The sequence below is a fragment of the Pseudomonas sp. RA_105y_Pfl2_P56 genome, from assembly GCF_963970845.1.
GTDB lineage: Bacteria > Pseudomonadota > Gammaproteobacteria > Pseudomonadales > Pseudomonadaceae > Aquipseudomonas > Aquipseudomonas baetica_A.
The window spans coordinates 82,313-107,183 of the sequence record NZ_CAXAPL010000011.1; the positions used below are offsets into that span (position 1 = coordinate 82,313).

Sequence of the window (24,871 nt, forward strand, 5' to 3'; positions counted from 1 at the left end):
GCATGAAGCTATTACTGACCCGCCTGACCCTGGCGGTCGGGCTGGCTGCGCCAGTGTTGTTTGTCCACGCCGATGATCAGGTCAAGCGCGGCCAATACCTCGCCCGCGCCGCCGACTGCATGGCTTGCCACACTGCACCGGGTGGCGCGCCATTTGCCGGCGGGCTGCCAATCGTCTCGCCGTTCGGCACGATCTACGGCACCAACATCACCCCGAGCAAAGAGCATGGCATCGGTTTGTACAGTGATGACGAGTTCTACGCTGCGTTGACCGAGGGCAGGCGTCGTGACGGCGCAAACCTGTATCCGGCGATGCCGTACACCTCGTATCACCTGATGCCGCGCGAAGATTCGGATGCGATTCATGCGTACCTCAAAACCGTTGAGCCGATCGAGCGGGCAGCGCCGGTCACCAGCCTGAGCTTTCCGTTCAATGTGCGTCTGGGCCTGATGGGCTGGAACATGATGTACGGCAAAGACGTGAAGCTGGAATCTGCCGACGGCAAAAGCGACGCCTGGAAGCGTGGCCAGTACATGGTCGACGTCCTCGGCCACTGCGGCGAGTGCCATACGCCACGCGGGCTGTCGGGCGCAATGCAAATGGACAAGCGTCTCACTGGTGGCATCCTCAATGGCTATCTGGCGCCGAGCCTGCTGGCCACTGATCTGGCCGCTCGCGGCTGGAATCATCAGGACCTGAGCACATTCCTCAAGCATGGCATGAGCGCGCAGGGCACGATGTTCAACGAGATGTTCCCGGTGTTCCACAACAGCACTCAGGGCTTGAACGATACCGATCTGGCTGCCATGGCGACCTTCCTGCTCGGCGATCAACCGCCGGCAGCCAAAGAGCTCGTCGCCGTGCCGGTCGACAAGCTCGGCGCGAGTGCCCAACGGGGCCGTCAGGAATATTTGAATGTCTGCGCCGGTTGTCACGCGGCGGGTGGTGAAGGCAAGCCGCACATCGCTGTTGCCATGCGCGGCAACACCACGCTGCGTCTGGAAGATCCACGCAATCTGTTGCGGGTCATCGAGGACGGTATCGGCGAGCAGAAATTCTCCGGGTTCGAACACATGCAACCAATGCCGGGTTTTGCCGACAAGCTCAGTCCTGAGCAACTGACCGATCTTCTCAACTACCTGCGTCAAGGGTGGGGCGGCCAGTCCGGAGAGTTGGCGGTAAGCGAGGTTCAGAAGCTGCAAGCTGACGCGCCGCCCATCGAGCACAAGGCGCACTGACATGCAGCATCTCGATCTGCAAGTGGTGCGGCGTGCATTGGAGTGGTCGGTAGCGGGGCAGTGCATCTGGCTCTGTACCGTGTTGACCACCTACGGCTCGGCGCCGCGTGCGCCGGGTTCGCTGCTGGCAGTGAATGACGGCGGGCAGTGGATCGGGTCGCTGTCCGGCGGCTGTGTCGAGGAGGATTTTCTCGAGCGCCTCGCCGAGGGTGCGTTTTTCGATGCGGTCAACGTCGTGCGTTACGGCGAAGGCGACGATCCGCGTTCGCGGGTCAGTCTGCCCTGTGGCGGTATTCTCGATGTGCTGGTAGAGAAATTTGACGCTGGCTGTGACGTGCAGGCGCATCTGCGTGAACTGGAATCGGCGCTGCTTGGTCAGCGTCGGCTGATTCGTGAAGTCGATCTGGCCAGTGGTGCGCGCAGCCTTTTTGCAGATCGCGAACAGGGTGCGCGGATCGAGCGTGAGATCGATCGGGTACGAATCCGCGTTGGTGCGGCTCAGCGTCTTTTGCTTGCCGGGTATTCCAGCGTGGCGCAGGCGTGTGCCGAGTTTGCGGTTGGCTTGGGTTTCGAAGTGATTCTCTGCGATCCGCGTGATGAGGTGCTCGAAGGCGTGGTACTCAGTGGCGTAGAGATTCGTCGGCAATTGCCGTCGGTGTTCATTGCCGACGGTGGCTGCCATCGCGACACGGCGGTGGTGGCGCTGACGCATGATCCGCGTATCGATGATCTGGCAATGATGGAGGCGGTGCGCACCGAGGCCTTTTACATTGGCGTGATGGGTTCACAGCAGACGTCGCAGAAACGCTTTGAGCGCCTTCGCAGGATTGGCGGATTGGGGGAGGGCGAGTTGGCGCGGATTCACGCGCCGATCGGCCTGAACCTGGGCAGCAAGACACCTGCGGAAATCGCCTTGGCGGTGTTGGCGGATATCTTGCGGATCCGTAGCGGGATTGCTCGGGATCACCTCTAAACGCCTTGCGTTCAATAAAAAGGGCCGCTGTTCAGCGGCCCTTTTTTTACATTCCGAATTTGTCACGCAAGCCGTAATACCAGGCACCCAGCGCAGCAAACGGCGTACGCAGCATTTGCCCACCCGGGAACGGGTAGTGCGGCAAGTCGGCAAACGCATCAAAACGCTCAGCCTGACCACGCAGTGCCTCTGCCAATACCTTGCCTGCCAGATGTGTGTAGGTCACGCCATGGCCGCTGCAACCTTGCGAGTAATAGATGTTGTCGCCCAGACGTCCAACTTGCGGCAAACGCGACAGCGTCAGCAGAAAGTTGCCGGTCCAGGCGTAGTCGATCCTCACGTCCTTGAGTTGCGGGAAAGCCTTGAGCATTTTCGGGCGGATAATTGCTTCGATGTTCGACGGATCCCGCGCGCCGTACACCACGCCGCCGCCGAAAATCAGGCGTTTGTCGCCAGTCAGGCGGTAGTAATCGAGCAGGTAGTTACAGTCTTCGACGCAGTAGTCCTGCGGCAATAGCGCTTTCGCCAGTTCTTCACCCAGCGGTTCTGTGGTGATCACTTGCGTGCCGCACGGCATCGATTTGGCTGCCAGTTCCGGCACCAGATTGCCGAGGTAGGCATTGCCGGCAACGATGATGAATTTGGCCCTGACCTTGCCTTGCGGCGTGTGCACGACCGGATTGGCGCCGCGTTCGATGCGCACGGCTGGCGACTGTTCATAGATGACGCCGCCAAGGGACTCCACGGCAGCCGCTTCGCCCAGCGCAAGGTTCAACGGATGAATGTGGCCGCCGCTCATGTCGAGCATGCCGCCAATGTACTGATCACACGCGACGACTTCGTGGATGCGGCGTTGATCGAGTAGTTCGAGTTGTGAGTGCCCGAAGCGCTCCCATAGACGCTTCTGCGATTCAAGATGACCCATCTGTTTGGCCGTAAGGGCGGCGAATACACCGCCGTCCTTCAGGTCGCACTGGATGTTGTACCTGGCGACGCGCTCGCGAATGATCCGGCCGCCTTCGAAGGCCATCTCGCCGAGCAACTGCGCCTGTTTCGGGCCAACAGTACGCTCGATCACATCAATGTCGCGGCTATAGCTGTTAACGATTTGCCCGCCATTGCGTCCTGAAGCGCCGAAGCCGACTTTGGCGGCCTCCAGCACTGTCACGCGAAAACCGTTCTCCAGAAGGAACAGGGCCGAGGACAGCCCGGTATACCCGGCACCGATTACACAGACATCCGTCTCCACATCATCCTGCAAGGCTGGACGTGGCGGTACGGCATTGGCCGACGCAGCGTAATAAGACTCTGGGTAAAGGGTGTTCGCCATTCTGTCGCCTCTGTTTAATATATTTTACGAGTGCGTCGATCCTACCGGAGTTGAAAAACCTCCGCCAGCCACCGGAAAATCTTCTTCATTGGCCGCAAATTAAATATTTTGCATATTCATAGGGTTAGGTGAAAAAAAGGTGTTGACACCCCTTCGGAATTCCGTAGAATGCCGCCTCACAGCAGGCACGTAGCTCAGTTGGTTAGAGCACCACCTTGACATGGTGGGGGTCGTTGGTTCGAGTCCAATCGCGCCTACCAAACAAAATCCGCTCTGCTGGGCGGTCTAGAAGGGCTCACCGAAAGGTGGGCCCTTTTTCTTTGCCTAAGAAAACGTTCACAAATTATAGGCTTCGTTCACACAAGGCAATGTGAACGTAGATTCCTACCTCCCTCTGTTCACACTCAGAATTGTGAATGAACCCACTTAACCTATTGATACGTATGGCCTGAGCCCTTTCTTGTCTAGGTGGTGGTACGTTCGCAAGCTCACTCCCTTGCCCGTTGTTCGTCCCTCACAAGGGCAGGCTTCTAACCAACTGAGCTACGTGCCTGCTGTGAGGCGATAGACGCCTATCGGCCACGCTCTACACCCCAACGCTGTGTGTTAAATCGTGGACGCCCACAGGTGATGCTGTAGGAATTCCTGTGAGGGTTTGTTTAGCAGGGGTGGGGCAGGGGGTTAGGGGTGGTCCCTATATATATGCATTGTTGCTTCTGAATTTCTAGCCCAAATGCTGACATCGTGAAAGGATGGCGTATTGACTATACGCTTGAGGTCGGAAATGAAATTATCTGTTCAAGGAAGACGGGTAGCTATTTCAGTCGGGGTATTGAGCGTGACCCTGTTGCTCATCAGTTCGCTTTATGGCGTGACAGTGAGTGCGAAACTTAGAGGGCAAGATGCAGGACCTAAATGTCCTCTGGACCACCCAATTGAAATATATGTCTCGAATTTCACGTTCAAAAGACTGGCTGGCGTGATCGTTCAGATAGAAGGGTGGAGGGATGGCAATAGCACTAATATATTAAGTGGTCGTAACTTATCTTTTACACGGGTCCTAGCTCCCTTTGAGTCTGGGAGTGCGTGTTACTCTGATTCAGCGTTTCAACCTGAAAAAAGAATGAAGCCAGCAGCATCTGTTGTTAATGATAATGCTGTGATTGCAGCCAGGATCGACCGTATATCTACGTTGCAAAAAAGATTTAGCAATCCGTCTATTACAACGAAAGAAAAGTTAGATACCATTGATGAGATTGACGAGTTGATGTCTCTCAATTATGGACGCGTAAAGGTGGTGAAGGAGGAAGAGTCTGTCGTCCTGAATTGGAGGGAGCAGCTAAATGATTTTGAGAATAGATCGGCTGGGGTAGTTCTCGTTGTTGCTGACTTTGAAACTGAATTTAGATAGGAAGTAAGAAAAATCTGTTGGGGTCTTGACAACGTAGTAGGCAAAAGACTATTTTTGCAATAGGCAAACGGGCCTAGCTGTTCCTAGCCAACCGTATGTCCCTCAAAGGGGGCGCTAGATGGTGAAGTGTACCTGTATGGCGGAGCCTTGAATGGCGTAGTTGACAGGGAGAAAGCTTGATAGTCCGCGCCGATGGATTGTAGACCGGCCCGTCAGCTACGGACGTATGTGTAGCTCCATATCCAGACTTGGGATAGTTAAGTCGGGCAGGTTACTGGTAGCTGAACTATCAGGCGCAGCAGGCGTAAGCCCCTGTGAAGAACGGCCAATGTGGTAACGCATTGAGCACCCCAAAGGGGCATCTAGGAATCTCCTAGAAACAGAGCGTAATGCTCTCTATGCCCTAGCTATGTCCATTCCTCACCATTTTGAATCTGGTCAGTGATGCTCAAGGTCATTACACCCCTTCTGTTTTAATAAATAATTATTCTATTTGCCGCCTACAAGGCTAAGTCTCTGTACGTCAGCTTCATATTCGTCAGCAATCCGCTTGCTAATCGCCACTTCACGCTCTACATCTGCTTTCCTTGGGCGTCCTACTGGTCTTACGCTACCAGTTACCTTAAGCATCTCCTTAACCGCTGCTATGTTTCCGTTGACTAGTTCCTGTTTCAATATCTCAATTGACTTATCATGCCAATAGATACGGTGTTCCTCCTTCCATCCTTGTTCCTCTGCGTAAGTATCTAAAGTGAGCATGGTTACACCTAAGCGTTTAGCCAGGTCACAGTGTGAGTTGGTCTCAATGTATTCAGTTTTGTCTTTGTCTGTCAGATTCATGGTGTTCTCTGTCTTGTATGTTGGATTGTAATTATCAGGGTGAGTGAATAGCAGATGATGTTTAGGGCTATGGCTAGAATGCTGTAGTTCTGTATTATCTGTAAGATTAATAACTGAGTGTACTGAAGGCATAGCAGGAGGGTTAGTAGGTAAGTCACAGTCTAGATAGCTGACGCTTCCTCAATTCCCTCTAGGCGGCATCTAGAGATGTAGCCTACGGCTTGTAGGGTGATACGATTATTAAGAGAAATGGCGTATAACGCTTGATGATCGTTGCGCTTGTTAACAATCTCTTTGGCTAAACCCCTTGAGATAACTATATTTTTGATTGCGAATGAGGTGAAGCTAGGTATTCTGATTATGTCTGAATCTGACATTGTAATTATCCATTGGTAGGTATGGCTTAACGTCACTGCGTGACAGAAGCAAGATCAAGAGCACGCCACGTAGTGGCATACGCAAATAAGAAAGATCAAGAGCGGCTTACTAGTAGGTGTTCTGCTTTTGATTCTCTCTTTAATGCGTGCTCTTTGTCGGCTGTGCCGACGTTGCTTTTGATCTTAGTCCTTAAGTATTAAGTGTCCACAATCCCTTAAAGATACTCTAAGAGAAAGTGGACAGTTTGAACTGTCAGTTAGCAGTCTTAATCCATTTGGATACAATGCTTTTGCTGACATCCATGACTGACGCTATCTTTCTGATTGATAGACCTTCAGAGGATAGTGCCTTAGCAGTCAGAACATTATCTTCTAGCTTGCTTCTAGAGTGCGTGCAAGGTGCTGGTCTAGTAAGATCCTTTAGGATGTGGTGGCAACCCTTAAGATCAAACGCTAGATGTAACCCTGATTCCTCTGTAGGTACGAAGTGAACTGTAGGTCTATCGTTGTTGAATGTCCTGATGCTACTACGTGTAGCGGCTTGAAATATCAACTCTCTATAGCGTTCGTTACGCAGGGCTTGCTTACCTATTACTGAAGAGATATCCATCTTCTCCAGCATCTCAGAGTTGTTCTGGTCATCAATAGGATTAGGGTTACCATGAATCAACGACAGTGTGTGGTGTACGTCTGAATAGCCATTCAAACCCCTTGCATCAAAGGGAATGCGTATTACGTTAGGGTGGTCGTCGAATGGGTACTTGCACCACTCGTGAACCTGGACAAGGAGAGGTTCGCCTTGCACGAATTCTATTGCATCACGTAACAGCGTATGCCCATAGACCCTATCATTCCATTCTTCAGCTACAGCACCATCAGGGAGCGTAAGAAGCATGGTCTTGCTAACCTTACTGCCCCCAATTAATGGGTAGATGTAACTCTCAAATTTATAGCGTCTGTATTCCGGTGTGAATTTAGACGCTGCAATGGTGTAACCCTTGGTGAGGGCATGTTGATAGGCGAGGGTGCCTGTGACGTTGGCTCCAAGGATGTGTGTCTCAGAGGCGTGCTCATAGATTCCGCTTAAGTCAAAGTAATCAATCACCCTGACTTGCCACTTCCATTTACTTTCTTTCTTGCTCAGATACTCCTTGATGAATACATCAGCCTTGCCCCTAAGGAGTGCCCCTAGGCAAGTAGTAATGGTTGACATTCCCTTGTCATCTATTACATCTGAATAGATTGCTCTTGCTTCCTTAGTCGTCCCTTGTTTGATAGACGCTTTGGTCGAGTCGTTATCAATCTCAATGAATTTCTCTAGGAAGTTTGTATAAGCGTGGTCTCCAATGTCTCGGGTGAGATTGTTAGCGACCGATGGAACTTCATCAATGACCACAATCCAATCTTGCAGGTAGCAAGGATCAAGGTCTAGCAAGGTCTTATGCGTGATGATAAGAACCTTAGGTTCATCTTCAAGCAGCGTGCATTCTACGGTGTCAGTGACATGCTTGTGAGTGTCACTATTGATTACGCAAATGTGATTAACGCCGATTGCTTGGATTCGCTTAACGACATCCTTTGATAGTACCTTGGTAGGTACAGCATAGAGGTAGCGTTTATAAGGGTCGGAATCTAGCTCTCTGATGAATTGCTCTGTCTTGCCTGTACCCGGCGTAGCTTCTGCTACGTAAATAAATTTAGGCTCACTTGGGCTCAATCAATTTCCCTTCTTTAAGTAGGTTGTCTACCAGTTTGATAATGTAGCTTGGATGCGTGAAATTGCCTGTCAGCTCATGAGGTACTTTGTTCCCCTTGATATTCAAAACTTGATAGTAACCATACTGGCTCATGCCGTATTCTACGAATTTGTAGTCACGTATGCCTGAGATGATTCGGTTCTTTTGCTCAATGCTGCAATCCATTGCGCCTAGCTCAGAGCGTCGTTCCTGTAGGGCTTGTTGTTCTGCTTCAGTTAGATATGTATTGCCCATTAGTTATCTCCTTGATTGTAAGTGGCACGGATAGCGGCCATTAGCTCAGCTTGCTCTCTCATAGTTGCACCAGTTAGCATGCTCTTAGACGTACCTGTCACGTTGCCTTGTTCATCACGCTGGAGGATGCTCTTCTGAGATTGAGGAGCGAAGCTTTTAGATGCGTTGTCAGCGTCCATCAGTTGCCGAACAAGTGGGTCACCTTTATACATTTCATCAGCTACACGCTGCTTAGATTCTTTCCATAGTGAGAGAGCGTCCTTGGCAGAGCTAAGAGGTTTGCCTTTTGATTGGGGAGCTTCCTCAGTAAGCTGGTAGCCTTGTTCGATTAAATCAGTGAGCACGCCCATAGGGCTATTGCCTGTACGTCGAGCAAGCTCGTTAACATCTGTCATAGTAATTGTTTTCATTTTTCTTACTCCAAGGGAATTAACTTAAATTGGTTACGATATGAGGAGCCGAGCCTTACCTTTCGTAAGGCAATGAGTTCGTGTTCTACTAGGTATTGAATGGTTCTGCTACAAGAGCTAGATGATTTGCCTGTCGCTGAGCAGAACTCATCAATGGGGATTTCACACCAGCGTAAGCCATCGTTACTCTTGTTCCTGATCATCAACCACACTAGCTTATGTTCAGTAGTGTTTAGGCGCATGATCTTGCTTTCTATAATTTTATCTATGTCCATCGCGTTCTCTTTTTATTGTTACTCTCCAATGCCCAAGATGTGGGTGGTCACCATTTAGGCAATAAAAAAGACCGCAACCTACTTACTCTGTGAAAGCAGTGTGAGGAAGCAATCTTTATATTTATATAATATATACTTATTTTTGAGAGGAAAGACTACAACGGTCCCCCAAATTATTTTCTACGTGTAACTCTGAGTAGTCATCATCCCATTACTCACTGTCACTATAAGCCCCTTCACAGGGGCTATTAGGCTGCATGGCTATGATGGTGGGGATTGCTATGTATCGTCACTCCTATGAGCTTACAGGGCCTTTAATCAATAAGATGAAGTACATCCTTAGCATTCAAATGAGAGTATCTAGCGACAGACCTTGTGTCCCTATGTCCCGACACAATCATTATCTGAGCGTTGTTAAATCCTTTCTTGGCTACATTGGTTATGCGTGTATGTCTGAGTTGGTGAAGCCTGACGCTATTGTCTAAGCCGGCTTTGTTCCTTGCCAATCTGACAGCCTGTGAGACGCTATGAGGCGTCACTGTGAACAGTCTTCCCTTGTGTGCTCTGTCTGCTAGTGCCAGTCGCTGAGCTTCTTTCAATAACTCTATGGCCCTGATGGTTAGAGGCACAGACCTAGTGCCATTCTTACCATCAATCACATCCGCAATACGTTCATCCAGGTGAAGACAGTGAGTCGTGAGCTTGAGTATTTCTGAGCGTCTCATAGCGGTTTCATAGGCAAGCTCTACGATGAGAGCCATGGTGGGGGATAGCTTGTTGAGTAACTGTCTAAGCTCGCCAGCACTGATTACCTTGTCGCTAGATTTGTCTGGCTTCGGTAGGGCTATTTCACTTACGGGATTGTGTATGTCGATGAGCAGGCCACGCTTAGCGAACCTGAAGAAACGGGACATGAACGCTAACTGAATACGACAGGTAGCAGGCTTGACCGTCTGTAGACGCTTCAGCTTGAAGTCATTGACTAGCTGAGGGGTGATGTCATGGATTGACTGAGGGAACGCAGCAAAGAGCTGGTCAACGATCTTGATTGCATGGTCATAGCTACCCTTGCCCTTAAGCAGGGTTTCACAGTAGGTCATGCCCAAGGTGTAAAGCGTATGGGTTTGGTGTTCCTTGGTGACAGCCTCAAGCTGATCAGCCCATGCTTGGGCCAGTGCTTGAGTGGGGAAGGTTTTGGACTGGGCAGGTTTCCCTTTCAAACGTACCTGAGCGTTCCAGTTTCCTGACGGGAGGGAGCGAATATTAGCCATTGTTGACGCCTCATAATGTGAATGGGCGTTCTCTTAGGGCCTTAAGCTTCGTGGCTTAGCGCCTAGCATGGTGGCTCTTGACATGGTGGGGGTCGTTGGTTCGAGTCCAATCGCGCCTACCAAACAAAATCCGCTCTGCTGGGCGGTCTAGAAGGGCTCACCGAAAGGTGGGCCCTTTTTTGTTGTCTGGGGTTTGCAAGGCCCAGCCTTGAGTCGCCAATTCGGCGCATCCAGAGGGGGGGCTTTAATCCTTCTCGGGCGCACATGGGGAGTGTGCTGAAGGGGTGTCCGGTCAGGCTGATTTTTGTGATGTCGAGTTTGAGATTGGCTGAGTGGATCGCCTTTTGTCGCCAGCAGTCTTTTAAAATGTGTGGATATTTAATAGCTTACGATTTTATTTAACCAACCGGTTATGAAAAATACCTTGTAGCAGGGTGGGAGTTTCAGTAACATTTGTCCCGCGTTCACCACCACGGTTTATGCATTTTTAAATCCCGAGCTTCCATCAGCTGCTTGGGATTTTTTTTGCCTGTAATTTGGCTTTTTCGGGTTCTCTCTCCTTGTTTCAATCGCTCGATACATGACCGGCGATGTTGCGCGAGCATGTCCTTTATTTTTCGACTACTACTGACTGGCGATTTCCATCTCTTTACAGAAGGAGTCTGGCGATGCTGGTTCAATGGTTTCTAGCGGCTGTTCACTTACTGGCTTTTGCGTTGGGTTTTTGGGCGGTTCTGACTCGTGGAGCGGCGTTTAGCCGCTTGGTTGCAGGCTCAGGGGATGCCGGGCGCGTTTTGCTCGCCGACAATCTATGGGGTATTTCTGCTTTGGTTCTGCTGGTGACGGGTGGGATGCGCGCCTTTGGTGGCTATGAAAAGGGCACTGACTACTACCTGCATCAGCCGCTCTTCCATTTGAAAATGACACTGTTTGTGCTGATTTTGCTGATAGAGCTCTCGCCGATGATCACGTTGGTCAAGTGGCGGATCTCGTTAGTGCGAGGTGCGGCGCTCGATACTGGCCGTGCAAAGCTGTACGCACGAATCAGTCATGTCGAGGCGTTGTTGTTGGTGCTGATGGTGGTGGCGGCCGCAGGTATGGCGCGTGGCGTGACGTTGGATTAGGCGGGCGAATTCTCTGCGCTCTATCGGAAACGTCCGACAGCCAGCCTTGGGAATGGCAGGTAGTATCGCTCGGCAACAGAGGATAGGGGCGGCAAGGAGCTGGAGTGAGGAGTTATGTGTCAGGCGCCGTGCCCAGCGAGTGGGGAGCGGATAGCAGTACGGCGCGTGAATCTTTAGCCAGTCATTACACGGGGCAAACGAACTGGCTACTGACTGCGAAAGCGGCTCAGGGCGTTTGTGGCTTGTCCGGGGCGGTCAGGCCAGCCTGGATGCGCTGGTAAATTTCTTCACGGTGCACCGCAACGTTTTTCGGGGCGTTGATGCCGATGCGGACCTGTTGGCCGCTAACGCCGAGGATGGTGATCGTAATGTCATCACCAATGTTTATGCTTTCACCGACTTTGCGGGTGAGTATCAGCATGGTCTTCTCCTTGATTGCTTTGTAGGGCACCTGATTCAGACAGTGCAGAGGTCGGTGGTACGTATAGATTAGTGCGAAGTCTCACGGTTTGGGTGCATCTTTCTGACGCGCAGATGTGGCATTAATTCCCAGGGCGTAACTATACAGAGGCTGCAATCATCAATCTCGTTGTTTTGTGCCCATTTTGCGGGGCTCGCGAAGTATTTATGAATGTTAAGATCACCGCTTTGAGATTTTCGAGGAAAGCGTTGTGCGCAAATGGGTCTGGATGGTCGCGGCACTGGTATTGGCTGGATGTGGTGAAGGCAAAAGTGTGGACACACAGAAGCCCAAAGTGGCAGTCGCAACAGCGCCTGCGGAGTCCTCTGCCCCGCAGTGGGATCTTGAGGTGCGCGGTGAAACGCCTCAGGCCGTCAGCGATTTGAGCGGCTGGTTGATCGAGCACGCGTTCGTTCCGACGGTCATCAAGGACGGTAGCGGCAAAACGCGAATTCTGATTGGCCCTTTCAACTCCCAGGCCGAGGCAGAGGCGCGAAAGGTGCTGGTGGATGCTGCCTTGGTGAAGGCCAAAAAGCAGAATGTTGAGTCAGTGTTGGTTGAGCATCCTCTGACGCCTTAAGCGATTCATTCGACGGAGCTGCTTGGCGGGCGATCGAGCTGGCTGATGTCGACATGTAAGAGGACAACCTTGGGGAAATCGTCGGTGCCTGCACTGACGGGTTTTGCGGCTGAGTTGCCTCGGGCTCTTCAGTGGTGAGTTAATTTGATGGGCTCTTGGCGATACAGCAATACTGCCAGTTAACCATCAATAAAAAGGCCTCGAATATAACGTTCGAGGCCTTTTTACGTTGCATGTCAGCCGCAGGCTTTCATGTTTACGGGGCCGACAAATTCATTGCCACGCCCCATCACGCACGCCACGCTCTGATTGCGCTGGCGCTCCCAGTCCTGGACCGGGTAGGTCTTGTCCCATGCCTCATACAGTTGGCGATCCTGTTTAGAGAGGCGCAAGCCGTACTGCTTGCTCATGTAGAAATAGGTGCGTGCGATCATGCCGCGAATTGAAGGGCGGGGCATGACCTTCTTGGCCTTGAAGTCGACCTGGGTCAGGCATGAGCCGTATTGGCCGGATTGCGTCGGCAGCCATCCGTAGCTGAAGTTACTGCGGTCGCCGTTGACCTCGCCGATGCTCGGTACCAGGTTATGAAGATCCGCTTCGGCCTTCTGGTAGCTGGGGTCGTAGCGTGTGCAGTTTTTGCGTCCACCTTTCTGCCAGCATTGGCGCTGATGTCCGAACTGCCACGCCGGCACAATGTGCTCCCACTCGATGCGCGAAGCGCGCTTGGCATTTTTGCGTGGTACATAACCGCAAGCTTTCAAATCGACCTTGTTGCCGGTGTATTTGCAGCCGCAATAAAACTCCGTGGACTGCGGTGCATAAAGTTTCCAGGCGACCTTTTTGGCTTCATTGAACGTACGAGGTGCGCCAGCCTGGGCCCCCGTGGCGATGAACAGCAACAGCAAAGCAAAACAGCGGACAATCATTGAATCAATCTTCCTTCGGCACAACCCAAAAAATCTGCACGCCGCCATCATCGCGATAGGCGAGGGTAACGTTATCGTTCTCGTCGATTTCCTCGAGCAGGCGCTCCCACTGATCCGTCGGTTCGTCCGGCAAGCGGAAGATCAATGCGGCCTTGGCTTTTTGTGCGGTGGGAGAATTGATGATTTTCTGAACGCGCACGCCCATTCGTTCGTAAGTGTCAGGAGCGTCAAGAGAGGTGGCCACGAGGTTATCCTTATTAAGCTGTACGTGCATACAGTATTTAACTGTGGGCATTTTCGCAACTGCTTAAAATTCAAGAAAATCCTCTGACAGCGGTTTTCCGATTTTGGTGTGAGTCGTGTCGAATTTTTTGTAGGGAAATTACAGGGGAGCTGTAGGCGACGTACCGCTCGCCAATCAGGCGAGTGGTACGAAGAGTGCCCGACGGAGAGTCGATCGGGCGAAGGACGGTCAGTATTCCCAGAACATCCGTTGCAGTTCTTTGCTGTCGTTGGTTTTGGTCAGTGCGACCATCGCCAGGATGCGGGCTTTTTGTGGATTCAGGTCGTGAGCGACAACCCAGTCGTACTTGTCGTCAGGCTGTTCAGCGTTACGCAGCACGAAGCCGCCGGCGTTGACGTGAGACGAGCGGATGATTTGCACGCCCTCCTTGCGTAGCGCCTGAAGCGTCGGTACTACGCGTGACGAGACGGATCCGTTGCCAGTGCCGGCATGGATGATGGCCTTTGCGCCAGACTGGGCGAGTGCCTTGTAGGCGGTATCACTCACGTTGCCGTAGGAATAGGCGATTTCTACGTCAGGAAGGCTCTTGATGTTCTTGATGTCGAATTCCGAATCCATGGTGTGGCGCTTGGCGGGTAAACGGAACCAGTAGGATTTGCCTTCGACCACCATGCCCAATGGGCCCCAGGCACTTTTGAACGCTTCGGTCTTGATGTTGATCATTTTGCTGACGTCGCGACCAGACTGGATTTCATCGTTCATGGTCACCAGTACACCTTTGCCACGCGCTTCTTTGCTGCTGGCCACAGCTACGGCGTTGTACAGGTTGAGCATCCCGTCCGCTGACATTGCTGTGCCCGGACGCATGGAACCTACGACGATGATCGGCTTGTCGGTCTTCTCGACCAGGTTCAGGAAGTAAGCGGTCTCTTCCAGGGTGTCGGTACCGTGGGTGATGACGATGCCGTCGACATCCTTGCTGTCGGCCAGTTCTGAGACGCGACGGCCCAGTTGCAGCAGGTTGTCGTTGGTGATGCTTTCCGAGGCAATCTGCATGACTTGTTCGCCGCGCACATTGGCGAGCTTGTTCAACTCAGGGATGCCAGCAATCAATTGCTCGACGCCCACTTTTGCGGCCTGATACGTCGCGCTATTGGCGGCACTGGCGCCAGCGCCGGCGATGGTGCCGCCTGTGGCGAGAACCACGACATTGGCAAGTTTGGTCTGGGTTTCGACTTCTTTTGCCTGGAGGGCGGTCGGCAGTAGCAGGAGAAGGGCCAAAGCGCCCGGAACCAAAGTGTTGAAAGCAGATTTCATTATTTTTCTCTCTAGTAGTGAGACGGTGCTGATGCAGGTTCATCTAGATGCGCCCCAGGTCGATCTGGATGCCCGGGGTGTGGTGAAGGGAGCAGGATCTATACCAGACGTACCTTTGCGCTAGAGATCTGTTTAACCTTTTGATTTTCATCAATATTTTTCTAAAGAATGCGGAGTATGGCGAACCCTGTAGCCGGGTTTCCGAACAAAAGACATTTTCGCGTTCGGCTTCCCGAAAAGTACTACTGCTTCTGTCGTATGGATCGGGTTGTCAGATTCTGATTTTGTGCTAAAGAAACCGCGACGTAGGCCGATGCGTCCTCAAGAGCACTAAATTCGAGGGAGTTCACATGTCACTCACGGTCGGCTTTTCAAATCCAGCTGCTGTCACCATCGGCGGTAAAACTGCAGCGACGATCAATTCATTGAGCGAGGCGTCAGAGGGTGCTACTGCCGAGGCGATGGGCAAAAAAGATGAAGGTGATGGCAATCAGGTCAGGACCGGTGGTGCCTTGCAAAAAAGCAGCGAGGCTGAAAGCGGCGATAACCTGAGCATCAGCGTCAAGATGTTGTTGAAGCGGATGCAGGAACTGCAGAAGCAGCTCCAGGAGCAACAACAGCAATTGGCTGCCGCACAAGCTGCGAGGTATGCGACGCCCGAAGCCAAGTCGCAGGCAGTCATGTCCATTCAGGGGCAGATCGCTCAAACCAGTGGCGCATTGGCAGAGGTCGCGGGTGAACTGGTCAAGGAAATGACCAAGAACTCCGGCGGCGGAAATTTGGTCAATACCACGGCATAAGCTTGGAAGGGCCGCTTCCAGGATTTGCCCTGCAATAAATGACGATTTCTGATTGTTGACAAATGTCGGCGGGATTCGCATAGTTCGATCTACGCAAACGTTTGCGCGGCTTCCCCGATGCGCTATCAGTCGGTGGGGCGATGTAGCTTACGCCAGCGCAAGCGTTGCTCACAATAATCATAAGATCGGAGTGAACCCATGAAGCTGCCATTCGCTGGACGTCTTCTTGCTGTCGCTATGCTGGCTGCCACAGCCGCTGCACTGCCTGTCTCTTCGGCGTTCGCCGAATCCCCTGAAAAACCCAAAGTCGCGCTGGTCATGAAATCTCTGGCCAACGAATTCTTCCTGACCATGGAAGACGGCGCCAAGGCCTACCAGAAAGAACACTCCGCCGATTTCGACCTGATCTCCAACGGCATCAAGGACGAAACCGATACTGCGGGCCAGACGCGTATCGTCGAGCAAATGATCCTTGCAAAGGTCAATGCGCTGGTCATCGCACCTTCCGACTCCAAGGCCATGGTGCCGGTGATCAAGAAAGCCGTCGATGCCGGTATTACCGTGATCAACATCGACAACCAACTCGATCCGCAAATCGTCAAAAGCAAAAACATCAGCGTTCCCTTCGTAGGTCCGGATAACCGTAAAGGCGCGCGTCTGGTCGGTGAGTACCTGGCCAAGCAGCTCAAGGCGGGTGACGAAGTCGGCATCATTGAAGGCGTGTCCACCACGACCAACGCCCAGCAGCGTACCGCTGGCTTCAAGGATGCGATGGACGCGGCGCAGATCAAGGTGGTTTCCCTGCAGTCCGGTGATTGGGAGATCGATAAGGGCAACAAGGTTGCCGCTTCGATTCTCAGCGAATACCCGGATGTCAAAGCGTTGCTGGCAGGCAACGACAGCATGGCCGTTGGTGCTGTTTCCGCCGTGCGTGCTGCCGGCAAAGCTGGGCAAGTGCAGGTGGTTGGTTACGACAATATCAACGCCATCAAGCCCATGCTCAAGGATGGTCGCATTCTGGCGACTGCCGATCAGTTCGCTGCCAAGCAAGCTGTATTTGGTATCGAAACTGCGCTGAAAATCATCAAGGGCGAGAAAGTCGACAGTGGTGCCAATGGTGTGATTGAAACGCCGGTCGAACTGGTCACCCAGTAAATCCTCTGACGACACAATGGCGCTCGTCCGACCGGGCGAGCGCATGGAGAGTTTTTATGTCAGTTTCCGCCCCGAACGCTGTCCTCTCGGTCAGCGGTATCGGTAAGACCTATGCGCAACCGGTGCTCACAGGCATCGAATTGACGCTGATGCGCGGTGAAGTACTGGCGCTGACCGGCGAGAATGGCGCCGGTAAAAGCACCTTGTCGAAGATTATTGGCGGACTGGTCACGCCGACCACCGGCCAGATGCAATTTCAGGGCAAGGACTATCGTCCGGGCAGTCGTACCCAGGCTGAAGAGCTCGGCGTGCGTATGGTCATGCAAGAACTCAATTTGTTGCCGACACTGTCAGTGGCGGAGAACCTGTTTCTTGACAATTTGCCGAGCAACGGTGGCTGGATCAGTCGCAAACAGCTGCGTAAAGCGGCTATCGAGGCGATGGCTCAGGTCGGTCTTGATGCGATCGACCCGGACACGTTGGTCGGCGAGTTGGGCATCGGGCATCAGCAGATGGTTGAAATCGCCCGCAACCTGATTGGCGATTGCCATGTGCTGATTCTTGACGAACCGACCGCAATGCTCACCGCGCGGGAAGTCGAAATGCTCTTCGAGCAAATCACCCGTTTGCAGGCGCGTGGCGTCTCTATCATCTACATCTCGCATCGCCTCGAAGAGCTGGCCCGAGTGGCACAGCGCATTGCCGTGCTGCGTGACGGCAATCTGGTCTGCGTCGAGCCGATAGCCAACTACAACAGCGAGCAACTGGTCACGTTGATGGTCGGTCGTGAGCTGGGCGAGCACATCGACATGGGGCCGCGCAATATTGGCGCCCCGGCGTTGACGGTCAAGGGGTTGACTCGCTCCGATAAGGTACAGGACGTTTCGTTCGAAGTGCGCGCCGGGGAGATCTTCGGGATTTCCGGGCTGATCGGCGCCGGGCGTACAGAATTGCTGCGTTTGATTTTCGGGGCGGATGTCGCCGACAGCGGCACGATTGCACTCGGCTCGCCGGCGCAAGTGGTAAGTGTGCGTTCGCCTGTCGATGCAGTGCGTAATGGTATCGCGCTGATCACCGAAGACCGCAAGGGCGAGGGTTTGCTGCTTAGCCAGTCGATCAGCGCCAACATCGCCTTGGGCAACATGCCGGAAATTTCCAGTGGTGGTTTCGTCAACAATGGCGCTGAAATCTCTTTGGCGCAGCGCCAGATCGATGCCATGCGTATTCGCAGTTCGAGCCCCACACAGCTTGTGTCAGAACTGTCCGGTGGTAACCAGCAAAAGGTTGTGATCGGTCGCTGGCTGGAGCGTGATTGTTCGGTGCTGCTGTTCGATGAGCCAACCCGGGGTATCGACGTCGGCGCCAAGTTCGACATCTATGCCTTGCTCGGTGAGTTGACTCGCCAGGGCAAGGCACTGGTGGTGGTGTCCAGTGACCTGCGTGAGCTGATGCTGATCTGCGATCGGATCGGCGTACTGTCGGCGGGGCGTCTGATCGAGACCTTCGAGCGCGACAGTTGGACCCAGGATGATTTGCTTGCCGCCGCGTTCGCCGGCTACCAAAAACGTGATGCGCGGCTCAACGAAGCCGCGCCTAGGGATCTCCCATGAAAACAGCATCTTCTGCCGGCAAACGTAGTGGCAACTTTTATGGGTTGGGCACTTATCTGGGGCTGGCCGGTGCTTTGCTGGCAATGGTCGCGCTGTTCTCGGTCTTGAGCAGCCACTTTCTGTCCTATAACACGTTCAGTACGCTGGCCAACCAGATCCCCGATCTGATGGTTCTGGCGGTCGGCATGACCTTTGTGTTGATCATCGGTGGCATCGACCTCTCGGTCGGTTCGGTGCTGGCGCTGGCGGCATCGACGGTCAGCGTCGCCATTCTTGGCTGGGGCTGGGGCGTCTTGCCAGCGGCGTTGCTCGGCATGGCGGTATCGGCGCTGGCGGGCACGATCACTGGCTCGATTACCGTAGCGTGGCGGATTCCGTCGTTCATTGTTTCCCTTGGCGTGCTGGAAATGGCTCGCGGGCTGGCCTATCAGATGACCGGGTCACGCACCGCCTATATTGGTGACGCTTTTTCCTGGTTGTCGAATCCGATCGCTTTCGGCATCTCGCCGTCATTCATCATCGCCTTGCTGGTGATTTTCATTGCGCAGGCCGTTTTGACCCGCACCGTATTCGGTCGCTATCTGATCGGCATCGGCACCAACGAAGAGGCTGTGCGGCTGGCGGGTATCAATCCGAAACCTTACAAGATCCTGGTGTTCAGTCTCATGGGGCTGCTGGCCGGTGTCGCCGCGCTGTTTCAGATTTCTCGCCTGGAGGCGGCTGATCCGAATGCCGGCTCCGGTCTTGAACTGCAAGTGATCGCTGCCGTGGTGATCGGCGGAACCAGTCTGATGGGTGGGCGTGGTTCGGTGATCAGCACTTTTTTCGGTGTATTGATCATCTCCGTGCTTGCGGCGGGGCTGGCGCAGATCGGTGCAACCGAGCCAACCAAGCGCATCATTACCGGTGCGGTAATCGTCATCGCGGTCGTACTCGATACTTATCGCAGTCAACGCGCTAGTCGACGGGGCTGAGACATGGCAACGATCAAGGATGTGGCTGCCCTTGCAGGGATTTCCTACACCACCGTGTCGCATGTGGTGAATAACACCCGGCCGGTCAGTCAGGAGGTTCGGGTCAAGGTCGAGGCTGCAATCAAGAGCCTTGACTACGTACCCAGCGCAGTGGCGCGCTCATTGAAGGCCAAGACAACTGCAACCATTGGCTTGCTGGTGCCCAACAGCCTCAACCCGTACTTTGCTGAACTGGCACGGGGCATAGAAGATTACTGCGAGCGTAATGGCTACTGCGTCATCCTCTGCAACTCTGATGACAATCCGGAAAAACAACGCAGTTATTTGCGTGTGCTGCTGGAAAAGCGCATTGACGGTTTGATCGTTGCCTCGGCTGGCGGTGACAGTGGTTTGGCGCAGGGGCTGGCGGGTGTGAAAACGCCAATGGTCATCGTCGACCGTGGTCTGGATGGCGTGAATGCTGATCTGGTGCGTATCGATCATGAATACGGCGCTTACCTCGCTACCCGTCATTTGCTGGAATTGGGTCATCGTGACATCGCGACCATCGGCGGCCCGGCGAGCACCAGCGTGGCGCAGATGCGTCGTGCCGGATATTGCCGGGCGTTGACAGAGGCCGGTATCGAGGTGCGAGAGGAGCGCATGCTGGAAAGTGACTTCACCAGCACCGGCGGCTACAACGCTGCGGCGATCCTCCTTGAGCGCAATCCGCCGAGCGCCATTTTTGCCGGTAACGACATGATCGGTATCGGTGTTTTGCGCGCGGCGGCAGAACGCAACGTGCGGGTGCCGACCGAACTGTCGGTGATTGGCTTCGACGATATTCAGATGAGTCGTTACGTGTACCCGGCGCTGACCACCGTCGGCCAGTCGATTCTGCAGTTGGGCGAAATGGCGGCTGAGGTGCTGCTGCGAAGGATTGCTACCCCGAATCTGGGCACTGATCAGCGGATCGTGACCCCGAGTATTGTTTTGCGCGAGTCGACTGCGCCGTTGTCCGGCGTGTTCACCGAATACCGCTGAAACCGAATTGACGAGTAGTGATGTATGCCAGCAAATGTAGTGGTAATAGGCAGCCTGAACATGGATCTGGTGACCCGGGCGCCTCGGCTGCCCCGGGGCGGTGAAACGCTGATCGGACATTCCTTCAAGACCGTGTCCGGCGGCAAGGGCGCCAATCAGGCCGTGGCTGCGGCGAGATTGGGTGCACAAGTGGCAATGGTTGGCTGTGTCGGTAATGACGACTATGGCGTGCAATTGCGTGACGCCTTGCTGGCCGAACAGATCGATTGTCAGGCGGTGAGCGTTGTCGAGGATTCAAGTGGTGTGGCGTTGATCGTAGTCGATGACAACAGTCAGAACGCCATTGTGATCGTTGCTGGAGCCAACGGCGCAATGACGCCAGCGGTGATCGATCGGTTCGATGCTGTAGTGCAAGCGGCTGATGTTGTCATCTGCCAGCTCGAGATCCCGGATGCGACGGTGGGGCATGCGCTCAAGCGTGCGCGAGCGCTGGGCAAGACCGTTATCCTCAATCCAGCGCCGGCCAGTCGTCCTTTGCCGGCAGACTGGTTTGGGGCGATCGATTACCTGATTCCCAATGAGAGTGAAGCTGCCGCGTTGAGTGGCTTGCCGGTTGACTCGCTGGAAACCGCCGAACATGCGGCAAGTCACTTGATCGCAATGGGGGCTGGCAAAGTCATCATCACCCTGGGTGCCGAGGGGTCTTTATTCGCTAACGGTAAAGGTTTCGAGCATTTCCCTGCGCCGAAAGTGAAAGCTGTCGACACCACGGCGGCGGGTGACACCTTCGTCGGTGGTTTTGCCGCTGCGTTGGCTGATGGCAAGTCCGAGGCCGAAGCGATTCGATACGGGCAAATTGCTGCGGCATTGTCGGTCACTCGGGCCGGCGCCCAGCCATCCATTCCAACAATGTCCGACGTACAGGCCTTCAAACCCTCATGAAAAAGACTCCTCTACTCAACGTCGCGCTGTCACGACTGATCGCATCTCTGGGCCATGGCGACATGGTCGTGATCGGTGATGCCGGGCTGCCGGTGCCGCCGGGTGTTGAACTGATTGATCTGGCGCTGACCCACGGCGTTCCGGATTTCGTCAGCACCTTGAAGGTCGTGCTCAGTGAGATGCAGGTGGAAAGCCATGCGCTGGCCAAAGAAATCTTCGACAAGCAGCCGACTGCGCTGACCACACTGGACGAGCTGAATGAAGAAGGCGCGCTGGGGCGTCGCGATCTGCTCAGTCACGAGCAATTCAAAGTACTCAGCCGACAGGCTCGGGCGATTGTTCGTACGGGAGAATGTCAGCCGTACTGCAACATCGTGCTGGTCGCCGGAGTAACGTTCTAATTTTCGTTTTCACAAGCACAAGGAATGCGCCATGCAACGCTATGCTAAAAAACTGCATCACTTCATCCGGAGCCTGCTGCTTTTGTCCGTGATAACCGCAACCGGCGCTCAGGCGGCGGAAAAAATCGACCTGATCATCGACACTGATCCGGGCGCTGACGACGTGGTCGCGTTGCTGTTCGCTCTGGCTTCGCCGGACGAACTGAATATTCGTGCGTTGACCACCGTGGCTGGCAACGTGCGACTCGACAAAACGTCGCGTAACGCGCGTCTGGCTCGCGAGTGGGCAGGGCGCGAGGAGGTGCCGGTTTATGCCGGTGCGCCGAAGCCACTGATGCGCACACCGATCTACGCCGAGAACATCCATGGCAAGGAAGGCCTGTCGGGTGTCAGCGTGCACGAACCGAAAAAAGGTCTGGCAGAAGGTAACGCGGTCAACTACCTGATCGACACCCTGAAAAAAGCCAAGCCACACAGCATCACTATCGCCATGCTCGGCCCGCAGACCAACCTGGCGCTGGCGCTGATCCAAGAGCCCGACATTGTTCAGGGCATCAAGGAAGTGGTGGTGATGGGCGGTGCGCACTTCAATGGTGGCAACATCACCCCTGTGGCTGAGTTCAATCTGTTTGCGGATCCGCAAGCGGCTGACGTCGTGCTCAAAAGTGGCGTCAAGCTGACCTATCTGCCACTGGACGTTACCCACAAGATTCTCACCAGTGATGCGCGTCTGAAGCAGATTGCTGCGCTCAACAATAATGCGAGCAAAATTGTCGGTGACATCCTCAACGAGTACATCAAAGGGGATATGGAACACTACGGCATTCCGGGCGGCCCGGTGCATGACGCCACTGTCGTGGCTTATCTGCTCAAGCCGGAACTGTTCACCGGTCGTTCGGTGAATGTTGTGGTCGATAGCCGTGAAGGGCCGACCTTCGGTCAGACCATTGTCGACTGGTATGACGGCCTCAAGGCACCGAAGAACGCATTCTGGGTTGAAAATGGCGATGCCCAGGGTTTCTTCGATCTGCTGACCGAGCGCCTGAAGCGTCTGAAGTAAATGATCGGCCCGCAGGCGCCAGCCTGCGGGTTTCTATTCCCTCTCGGCGTGTTCATGCTTGATCTGTTCGGTTCGGGAGCGCTCGAAAATCTGCTCGATGAATAGCTGGGCGGCTTCCGTTCCCAGTTCCTTGATCAATAGATCGATACCAATAAGCGCCAACTCTTCGGTGGTTCCCGGACTGTAAGAGCTATGTCCGTCTGCCCATTTGGCTTTGATGTCGGCGTCGATGCTTACGCTGGTCATGATCAGGCTCGAAAAGTCGGGAGGTCTGTGCGTCGAGTTAACCATTTTGTCGGGCGTTTGGCACTGTGACTTAGGCATGAGCGCAGCGCTATGCGACACTTGGTCTTTTCCGGCTTATCCAAGGATCGTGTTGTGCAGATCGATTTGAATACTCCTGATGGCCTCACGCTCGACGCTGTACGCCATTTGCTGGCATCGGCCAGCGATGATGAACACACGCAATTGCGCGTGACCAAGGGCGGTATCGCCTACATCTCGTCGGGAGTAACTGGCGGGCAGGATATTGACGACCTGCTGTTTCGACTTGAAACCTGGGCCAAGGGCTCAGGTTATGTGGGGAATATTGCGGCCAGCGACGAGGTGTGGGTGATGCAGATTTTCAATGCGCTCAAGGACAACTGGCCGAATCCGCCGTATGACTACATCGACGTCTACTGAACTTCGTAAATATTAAGTCACGATTGATTGGTGAGCAGGCTGAGCGCCGTTCAGGCACACTCGGCGTTTTTCCTGTCGTGGGGCAGGGTGATGGCAGTTGTCATGAAACCAAACGCCGGATTGGCGGTCGCACGATCTCAGTTAACTATTTGAAAACAAGGAGGCTTCATGTCTTTGAAGTTCGCGTCACTGGGTGCACTTATGGCCGTCGCCCTGTTGGCCGGTTGCAGTACAACCTCCAGCGAGTCGGCAAAGGAGTCCGTGGCGACCGAAACCGGTCACAGCCGATGTGAAGCGACGGCGGCGGAGTTCGCCATTGGCAAAAAAGCTTCGCCAGAGCTGCTGGAGCAGGCCCGCGCCAAGGCAGGTGCGCAGAACGCGCGCTTCCTCAAGCCCAATGACATGATTACGCTGGAATACCGCTCCGATCGCTTGAACCTGAACACCGACAACAACCTGGTAATCACTCGCGTCAACTGCGGCTGATTACAGGCTGCTTTTGTTACAGGCATAAAAAACCCCGTCACATGGACGGGGTTTTTTTAGTGCGCCGAGAAATTACTCTGGGCGAACCTGTGCAGCTTGCATACCCTTTTGGCCTTTCTCAGCCACGAAGGAAACGGTCTGGCCTTCTTTCAGGCTTTTGAAACCGTCGGATTCGATAGCTTTGAAGTGTACGAACAGGTCGTCACCGCCACCTTGAGGAGTGATGAAGCCGAAGCCTTTTTCATCGTTGAACCACTTAACGGTGCCGGTTTGGCGATTAGACATGGTGTATCTCCAAGAAACATATATTTTTCAGTACTGTGCTGCTCAGGCCAACTGGGCACACCCGGGTATCATAGTCGAAATGTTCGCTTTGGTAGCCCCCCGGACGTGCTGTTTGCCAATCAGTCGTGTTTTCTTTACTGCCTTTATCGGCTGAAAGCCCCGTTTTATAAGGCTTTTAGCGGAACGTAAAGACGATAAAAAAACCTGTAAAACCTGCATAAATCGTCTGAAAAGACGCAAATTCAGCCCTTTTCAAGGGCGCTGGGCCGAGTCAGGACGCTTTTTGTCCTACTTTTTCGCCGGAGTATTCGCCTTGCATTTGGCGATTTGGCGCAGCGCTTTCTGCTGCAGTTCAGGGGTCGCCTTGTTGTCCATCAGCGCCTGAATGTCGCTCGCCGGGTACGACTTGATTGCATCAGCACCACAGGCGCAATGAGATTTGGCCGCTGCGGCGCCGATCTGTGGGGTGGCCGCCTCCGTGCACTGCGTCATGTACTTCTGACGCTCGCCCTTCGGCCAGTCAGCGTGAGCGCTCAATGGCAGCAGCAGAACAATGGGGGCGACTACGGCGAATAAGGTATTCAGACGCATGCGAGGATGCTCCTTGTGGGTCAATGTCTTTTTATCTGAGGGCTGAAGGGCCTATCAAGTTCAGCACTCTGGCATAAAAGCAGACGATATGCC

28 protein-coding genes and 1 tRNA gene are annotated in these 24,871 nt (G+C 53.9%); 16 read left to right on the top strand and 13 right to left on the bottom strand.

Annotated features, from left to right (window positions below; all coding sequences use genetic code 11):
* Nucleotides 1–2 precede the first annotated feature (2 nt).
* Together AACY11_RS10085 and AACY11_RS10090 are read left to right on the top strand one after the other, a co-directional pair.
* Nucleotides 3–1,238, top strand: a complete 1,236-nt coding sequence (locus tag AACY11_RS10085) for a c-type cytochrome (protein WP_339465516.1) — start codon at nucleotides 3–5, stop codon at nucleotides 1,236–1,238.
* Nucleotide 1,239: 1 nt separating this feature from the next.
* The gene (locus tag AACY11_RS10090) at nucleotides 1,240–2,211 is read left to right on the top strand and encodes an XdhC family protein (protein ID WP_339433410.1); all 972 of its coding nucleotides are present in this window, start codon (nucleotides 1,240–1,242) and stop codon (nucleotides 2,209–2,211) included.
* A 46-nt stretch (nucleotides 2,212–2,257) separates the two neighbouring features.
* Here the strand turns inward: AACY11_RS10090 and AACY11_RS10095 are convergent, their stop codons facing one another.
* Nucleotides 2,258–3,541, bottom strand: coding sequence for an NAD(P)/FAD-dependent oxidoreductase (locus tag AACY11_RS10095; protein WP_339494592.1), 1,284 nt, complete (start codon nucleotides 3,539–3,541; stop codon nucleotides 2,258–2,260).
* A gap of 183 nt (nucleotides 3,542–3,724) precedes the next feature.
* On the opposite strand from AACY11_RS10095, the gene AACY11_RS10100 reads away from it, so the two are divergent.
* Together AACY11_RS10100 and AACY11_RS10105 are read left to right on the top strand one after the other, a co-directional pair.
* Nucleotides 3,725–3,801 (top strand) — tRNA-Val (locus AACY11_RS10100).
* A 524-nt stretch (nucleotides 3,802–4,325) separates the two neighbouring features.
* On the top strand, nucleotides 4,326–4,952 hold the full coding sequence (locus tag AACY11_RS10105) for a hypothetical protein (RefSeq protein ID WP_339494594.1): 627 nt from the start codon (nucleotides 4,326–4,328) through the stop codon (nucleotides 4,950–4,952).
* Nucleotides 4,953–5,441: 489 nt separating this feature from the next.
* Here the strand turns inward: AACY11_RS10105 and AACY11_RS10110 are convergent, their stop codons facing one another.
* The 5 genes from AACY11_RS10110 to AACY11_RS10130 form a co-directional block, all read right to left on the bottom strand.
* Nucleotides 5,442–5,792, bottom strand: a complete 351-nt coding sequence (locus AACY11_RS10110; RefSeq protein ID WP_339494595.1) for a hypothetical protein — start codon at nucleotides 5,790–5,792, stop codon at nucleotides 5,442–5,444.
* 630 nt (nucleotides 5,793–6,422) lie between these two features.
* Nucleotides 6,423–7,886 (bottom strand): DEAD/DEAH box helicase, encoded by a 1,464-nt coding sequence (locus AACY11_RS10115; RefSeq protein ID WP_339494596.1) that lies wholly within the window; start codon nucleotides 7,884–7,886, stop codon nucleotides 6,423–6,425.
* Nucleotides 7,873–8,160, bottom strand: coding sequence for a hypothetical protein (locus AACY11_RS10120; RefSeq protein WP_339494597.1), 288 nt, complete (start codon nucleotides 8,158–8,160; stop codon nucleotides 7,873–7,875). The genes AACY11_RS10115 and AACY11_RS10120 overlap by 14 nt, the downstream gene beginning before the upstream one ends.
* Nucleotides 8,160–8,570 carry a hypothetical protein gene (locus AACY11_RS10125; RefSeq protein ID WP_339494598.1) on the bottom strand — a complete coding sequence of 137 codons (411 nt, stop codon included), beginning with the start codon at nucleotides 8,568–8,570 and terminating at the stop codon, nucleotides 8,160–8,162. Before AACY11_RS10125 ends, AACY11_RS10120 begins: the two co-directional genes overlap by 1 nt.
* 589 nt (nucleotides 8,571–9,159) lie before the next feature.
* Entirely contained in the window at nucleotides 9,160–10,116 is a 957-nt protein-coding gene (locus AACY11_RS10130; RefSeq protein WP_339494599.1) for a tyrosine-type recombinase/integrase, read from the bottom strand.
* A gap of 668 nt (nucleotides 10,117–10,784) precedes the next feature.
* On the opposite strand from AACY11_RS10130, the gene AACY11_RS10135 reads away from it, so the two are divergent.
* Nucleotides 10,785–11,240, top strand: coding sequence for a DUF2214 family protein (locus AACY11_RS10135; RefSeq protein ID WP_339494600.1), 456 nt, complete (start codon nucleotides 10,785–10,787; stop codon nucleotides 11,238–11,240).
* Nucleotides 11,241–11,466: 226 nt separating this feature from the next.
* On the opposite strand, the gene csrA is transcribed toward AACY11_RS10135, so the two are convergent.
* The gene (gene csrA / locus AACY11_RS10140) at nucleotides 11,467–11,661 is read right to left on the bottom strand and encodes a carbon storage regulator CsrA (RefSeq protein ID WP_003179932.1); all 195 of its coding nucleotides are present in this window, start codon (nucleotides 11,659–11,661) and stop codon (nucleotides 11,467–11,469) included.
* A gap of 250 nt (nucleotides 11,662–11,911) precedes the next feature.
* Here csrA and AACY11_RS10145 point away from each other — a divergent pair, with 250 nt between their 5' ends.
* A complete protein-coding gene (locus AACY11_RS10145; protein ID WP_339494601.1) occupies nucleotides 11,912–12,280 on the top strand; it encodes an SPOR domain-containing protein in 369 nt (122 codons plus the stop codon).
* 236 nt (nucleotides 12,281–12,516) lie between these two features.
* Here the strand turns inward: AACY11_RS10145 and AACY11_RS10150 are convergent, their stop codons facing one another.
* The 3 genes from AACY11_RS10150 to AACY11_RS10160 all read right to left on the bottom strand — a co-directional run bounded on the left by AACY11_RS10150 (nucleotide 12,517) and on the right by AACY11_RS10160 (nucleotide 14,767).
* Entirely contained in the window at nucleotides 12,517–13,206 is a 690-nt protein-coding gene (locus AACY11_RS10150; protein ID WP_339433993.1) for an endonuclease I family protein, read from the bottom strand.
* Between the two features lie 4 nt (nucleotides 13,207–13,210).
* Nucleotides 13,211–13,480: a DUF1654 domain-containing protein gene (locus AACY11_RS10155; protein WP_339433994.1), complete on the bottom strand. Its 270-nt coding sequence runs from the start codon at nucleotides 13,478–13,480 to the stop codon at nucleotides 13,211–13,213.
* A 198-nt stretch (nucleotides 13,481–13,678) separates the two neighbouring features.
* Nucleotides 13,679–14,767, bottom strand: coding sequence for an asparaginase (locus AACY11_RS10160; protein ID WP_339466735.1), 1,089 nt, complete (start codon nucleotides 14,765–14,767; stop codon nucleotides 13,679–13,681).
* Nucleotides 14,768–15,117: 350 nt separating this feature from the next.
* Between AACY11_RS10160 and AACY11_RS10165 the strand changes: the two genes are divergently transcribed.
* The 8 genes from AACY11_RS10165 to AACY11_RS10200 all read left to right on the top strand — a co-directional run bounded on the left by AACY11_RS10165 (nucleotide 15,118) and on the right by AACY11_RS10200 (nucleotide 22,732).
* Nucleotides 15,118–15,567, top strand: a complete 450-nt coding sequence (locus tag AACY11_RS10165) for a hypothetical protein (protein ID WP_339433991.1) — start codon at nucleotides 15,118–15,120, stop codon at nucleotides 15,565–15,567.
* A 198-nt stretch (nucleotides 15,568–15,765) separates the two neighbouring features.
* The gene (locus AACY11_RS10170) at nucleotides 15,766–16,722 is read left to right on the top strand and encodes a sugar ABC transporter substrate-binding protein (protein WP_221733325.1); all 957 of its coding nucleotides are present in this window, start codon (nucleotides 15,766–15,768) and stop codon (nucleotides 16,720–16,722) included.
* Nucleotides 16,723–16,778: 56 nt separating this feature from the next.
* The gene (locus AACY11_RS10175) at nucleotides 16,779–18,332 is read left to right on the top strand and encodes a sugar ABC transporter ATP-binding protein (protein ID WP_221733326.1); all 1,554 of its coding nucleotides are present in this window, start codon (nucleotides 16,779–16,781) and stop codon (nucleotides 18,330–18,332) included.
* Nucleotides 18,329–19,306, top strand: coding sequence for an ABC transporter permease (locus AACY11_RS10180; RefSeq protein WP_339433988.1), 978 nt, complete (start codon nucleotides 18,329–18,331; stop codon nucleotides 19,304–19,306). Before AACY11_RS10175 ends, AACY11_RS10180 begins: the two co-directional genes overlap by 4 nt.
* Before the next feature lie 3 nt (nucleotides 19,307–19,309).
* Complete coding sequence (locus tag AACY11_RS10185) at nucleotides 19,310–20,329, top strand: LacI family DNA-binding transcriptional regulator (protein WP_339494604.1); 1,020 nt, start codon at nucleotides 19,310–19,312, stop codon at nucleotides 20,327–20,329.
* 24 nt (nucleotides 20,330–20,353) lie between these two features.
* On the top strand, nucleotides 20,354–21,271 hold the full coding sequence (rbsK, locus tag AACY11_RS10190) for a ribokinase (protein WP_339494605.1): 918 nt from the start codon (nucleotides 20,354–20,356) through the stop codon (nucleotides 21,269–21,271).
* Complete coding sequence (gene rbsD / locus AACY11_RS10195; RefSeq protein ID WP_339433985.1) at nucleotides 21,268–21,672, top strand: D-ribose pyranase; 405 nt, start codon at nucleotides 21,268–21,270, stop codon at nucleotides 21,670–21,672. Before rbsK ends, rbsD begins: the two co-directional genes overlap by 4 nt.
* 31 nt (nucleotides 21,673–21,703) lie before the next feature.
* Entirely contained in the window at nucleotides 21,704–22,732 is a 1,029-nt protein-coding gene (locus AACY11_RS10200) for a nucleoside hydrolase (protein WP_339433984.1), read from the top strand.
* A 33-nt stretch (nucleotides 22,733–22,765) separates the two neighbouring features.
* Here the strand turns inward: AACY11_RS10200 and AACY11_RS10205 are convergent, their stop codons facing one another.
* Nucleotides 22,766–22,978 carry a hypothetical protein gene (locus AACY11_RS10205; protein WP_339433983.1) on the bottom strand — a complete coding sequence of 71 codons (213 nt, stop codon included), beginning with the start codon at nucleotides 22,976–22,978 and terminating at the stop codon, nucleotides 22,766–22,768.
* Between the two features lie 132 nt (nucleotides 22,979–23,110).
* On the opposite strand from AACY11_RS10205, the gene AACY11_RS10210 reads away from it, so the two are divergent.
* Nucleotides 23,111–23,416: a hypothetical protein gene (locus AACY11_RS10210; protein ID WP_339433982.1), complete on the top strand. Its 306-nt coding sequence runs from the start codon at nucleotides 23,111–23,113 to the stop codon at nucleotides 23,414–23,416.
* A 168-nt stretch (nucleotides 23,417–23,584) separates the two neighbouring features.
* Nucleotides 23,585–23,902 carry an I78 family peptidase inhibitor gene (locus AACY11_RS10215; protein WP_339433981.1) on the top strand — a complete coding sequence of 106 codons (318 nt, stop codon included), beginning with the start codon at nucleotides 23,585–23,587 and terminating at the stop codon, nucleotides 23,900–23,902.
* Between the two features lie 72 nt (nucleotides 23,903–23,974).
* Here the strand turns inward: AACY11_RS10215 and AACY11_RS10220 are convergent, their stop codons facing one another.
* A complete protein-coding gene (locus AACY11_RS10220) occupies nucleotides 23,975–24,187 on the bottom strand; it encodes a cold-shock protein (protein WP_003179963.1) in 213 nt (70 codons plus the stop codon).
* Nucleotides 24,188–24,475: 288 nt separating this feature from the next.
* Entirely contained in the window at nucleotides 24,476–24,778 is a 303-nt protein-coding gene (locus tag AACY11_RS10225) for a hypothetical protein (RefSeq protein WP_339433980.1), read from the bottom strand.
* Nucleotides 24,779–24,871: the final 93 nt, after the last annotated feature.

Excerpts from the sequence above, each read along its gene's own strand:
- AACY11_RS10225 (WP_339433980.1), bottom strand. The coding sequence starts at position 24,778 with ATGCGTCTGAATACCTTATTCGCCGTAGTCGCCCCCATTGTTCTGCTG.
- AACY11_RS10155 (WP_339433994.1), bottom strand. The coding sequence starts at position 13,480 with ATGCACGTACAGCTTAATAAGGATAACCTCGTGGCCACCTCTCTTGAC.
- AACY11_RS10125 (WP_339494598.1), bottom strand. The coding sequence starts at position 8,570 with ATGAAAACAATTACTATGACAGATGTTAACGAGCTTGCTCGACGTACA.
- AACY11_RS10175 (WP_221733326.1), top strand. The coding sequence starts at position 16,779 with ATGTCAGTTTCCGCCCCGAACGCTGTCCTCTCGGTCAGCGGTATCGGT.
- AACY11_RS10110 (WP_339494595.1), bottom strand. The coding sequence starts at position 5,792 with ATGAATCTGACAGACAAAGACAAAACTGAATACATTGAGACCAACTCA.
- rbsD (WP_339433985.1), top strand. The coding sequence starts at position 21,268 with ATGAAAAAGACTCCTCTACTCAACGTCGCGCTGTCACGACTGATCGCA.
- AACY11_RS10165 (WP_339433991.1), top strand. The coding sequence starts at position 15,118 with ATGTCACTCACGGTCGGCTTTTCAAATCCAGCTGCTGTCACCATCGGC.
- AACY11_RS10085 (WP_339465516.1), top strand. The coding sequence starts at position 3 with ATGAAGCTATTACTGACCCGCCTGACCCTGGCGGTCGGGCTGGCTGCG.
- rbsK (WP_339494605.1), top strand. The coding sequence starts at position 20,354 with ATGCCAGCAAATGTAGTGGTAATAGGCAGCCTGAACATGGATCTGGTG.
- AACY11_RS10185 (WP_339494604.1), top strand. The coding sequence starts at position 19,310 with ATGGCAACGATCAAGGATGTGGCTGCCCTTGCAGGGATTTCCTACACC.
- AACY11_RS10200 (WP_339433984.1), top strand. The coding sequence starts at position 21,704 with ATGCAACGCTATGCTAAAAAACTGCATCACTTCATCCGGAGCCTGCTG.
- AACY11_RS10180 (WP_339433988.1), top strand. The coding sequence starts at position 18,329 with ATGAAAACAGCATCTTCTGCCGGCAAACGTAGTGGCAACTTTTATGGG.
- AACY11_RS10095 (WP_339494592.1), bottom strand. The coding sequence starts at position 3,541 with ATGGCGAACACCCTTTACCCAGAGTCTTATTACGCTGCGTCGGCCAAT.
- AACY11_RS10120 (WP_339494597.1), bottom strand. The coding sequence starts at position 8,160 with ATGGGCAATACATATCTAACTGAAGCAGAACAACAAGCCCTACAGGAA.
- AACY11_RS10130 (WP_339494599.1), bottom strand. The coding sequence starts at position 10,116 with ATGGCTAATATTCGCTCCCTCCCGTCAGGAAACTGGAACGCTCAGGTA.
- AACY11_RS10205 (WP_339433983.1), bottom strand. The coding sequence starts at position 22,978 with ATGACCAGCGTAAGCATCGACGCCGACATCAAAGCCAAATGGGCAGAC.
- AACY11_RS10220 (WP_003179963.1), bottom strand. The coding sequence starts at position 24,187 with ATGTCTAATCGCCAAACCGGCACCGTTAAGTGGTTCAACGATGAAAAA.
- AACY11_RS10105 (WP_339494594.1), top strand. The coding sequence starts at position 4,326 with ATGAAATTATCTGTTCAAGGAAGACGGGTAGCTATTTCAGTCGGGGTA.
- AACY11_RS10215 (WP_339433981.1), top strand. The coding sequence starts at position 23,585 with ATGTCTTTGAAGTTCGCGTCACTGGGTGCACTTATGGCCGTCGCCCTG.
- AACY11_RS10090 (WP_339433410.1), top strand. The coding sequence starts at position 1,240 with ATGCAGCATCTCGATCTGCAAGTGGTGCGGCGTGCATTGGAGTGGTCG.
- AACY11_RS10160 (WP_339466735.1), bottom strand. The coding sequence starts at position 14,767 with ATGAAATCTGCTTTCAACACTTTGGTTCCGGGCGCTTTGGCCCTTCTC.
- AACY11_RS10170 (WP_221733325.1), top strand. The coding sequence starts at position 15,766 with ATGAAGCTGCCATTCGCTGGACGTCTTCTTGCTGTCGCTATGCTGGCT.
- csrA (WP_003179932.1), bottom strand. The coding sequence starts at position 11,661 with ATGCTGATACTCACCCGCAAAGTCGGTGAAAGCATAAACATTGGTGAT.
- AACY11_RS10150 (WP_339433993.1), bottom strand. The coding sequence starts at position 13,206 with ATGATTGTCCGCTGTTTTGCTTTGCTGTTGCTGTTCATCGCCACGGGG.
- AACY11_RS10135 (WP_339494600.1), top strand. The coding sequence starts at position 10,785 with ATGCTGGTTCAATGGTTTCTAGCGGCTGTTCACTTACTGGCTTTTGCG.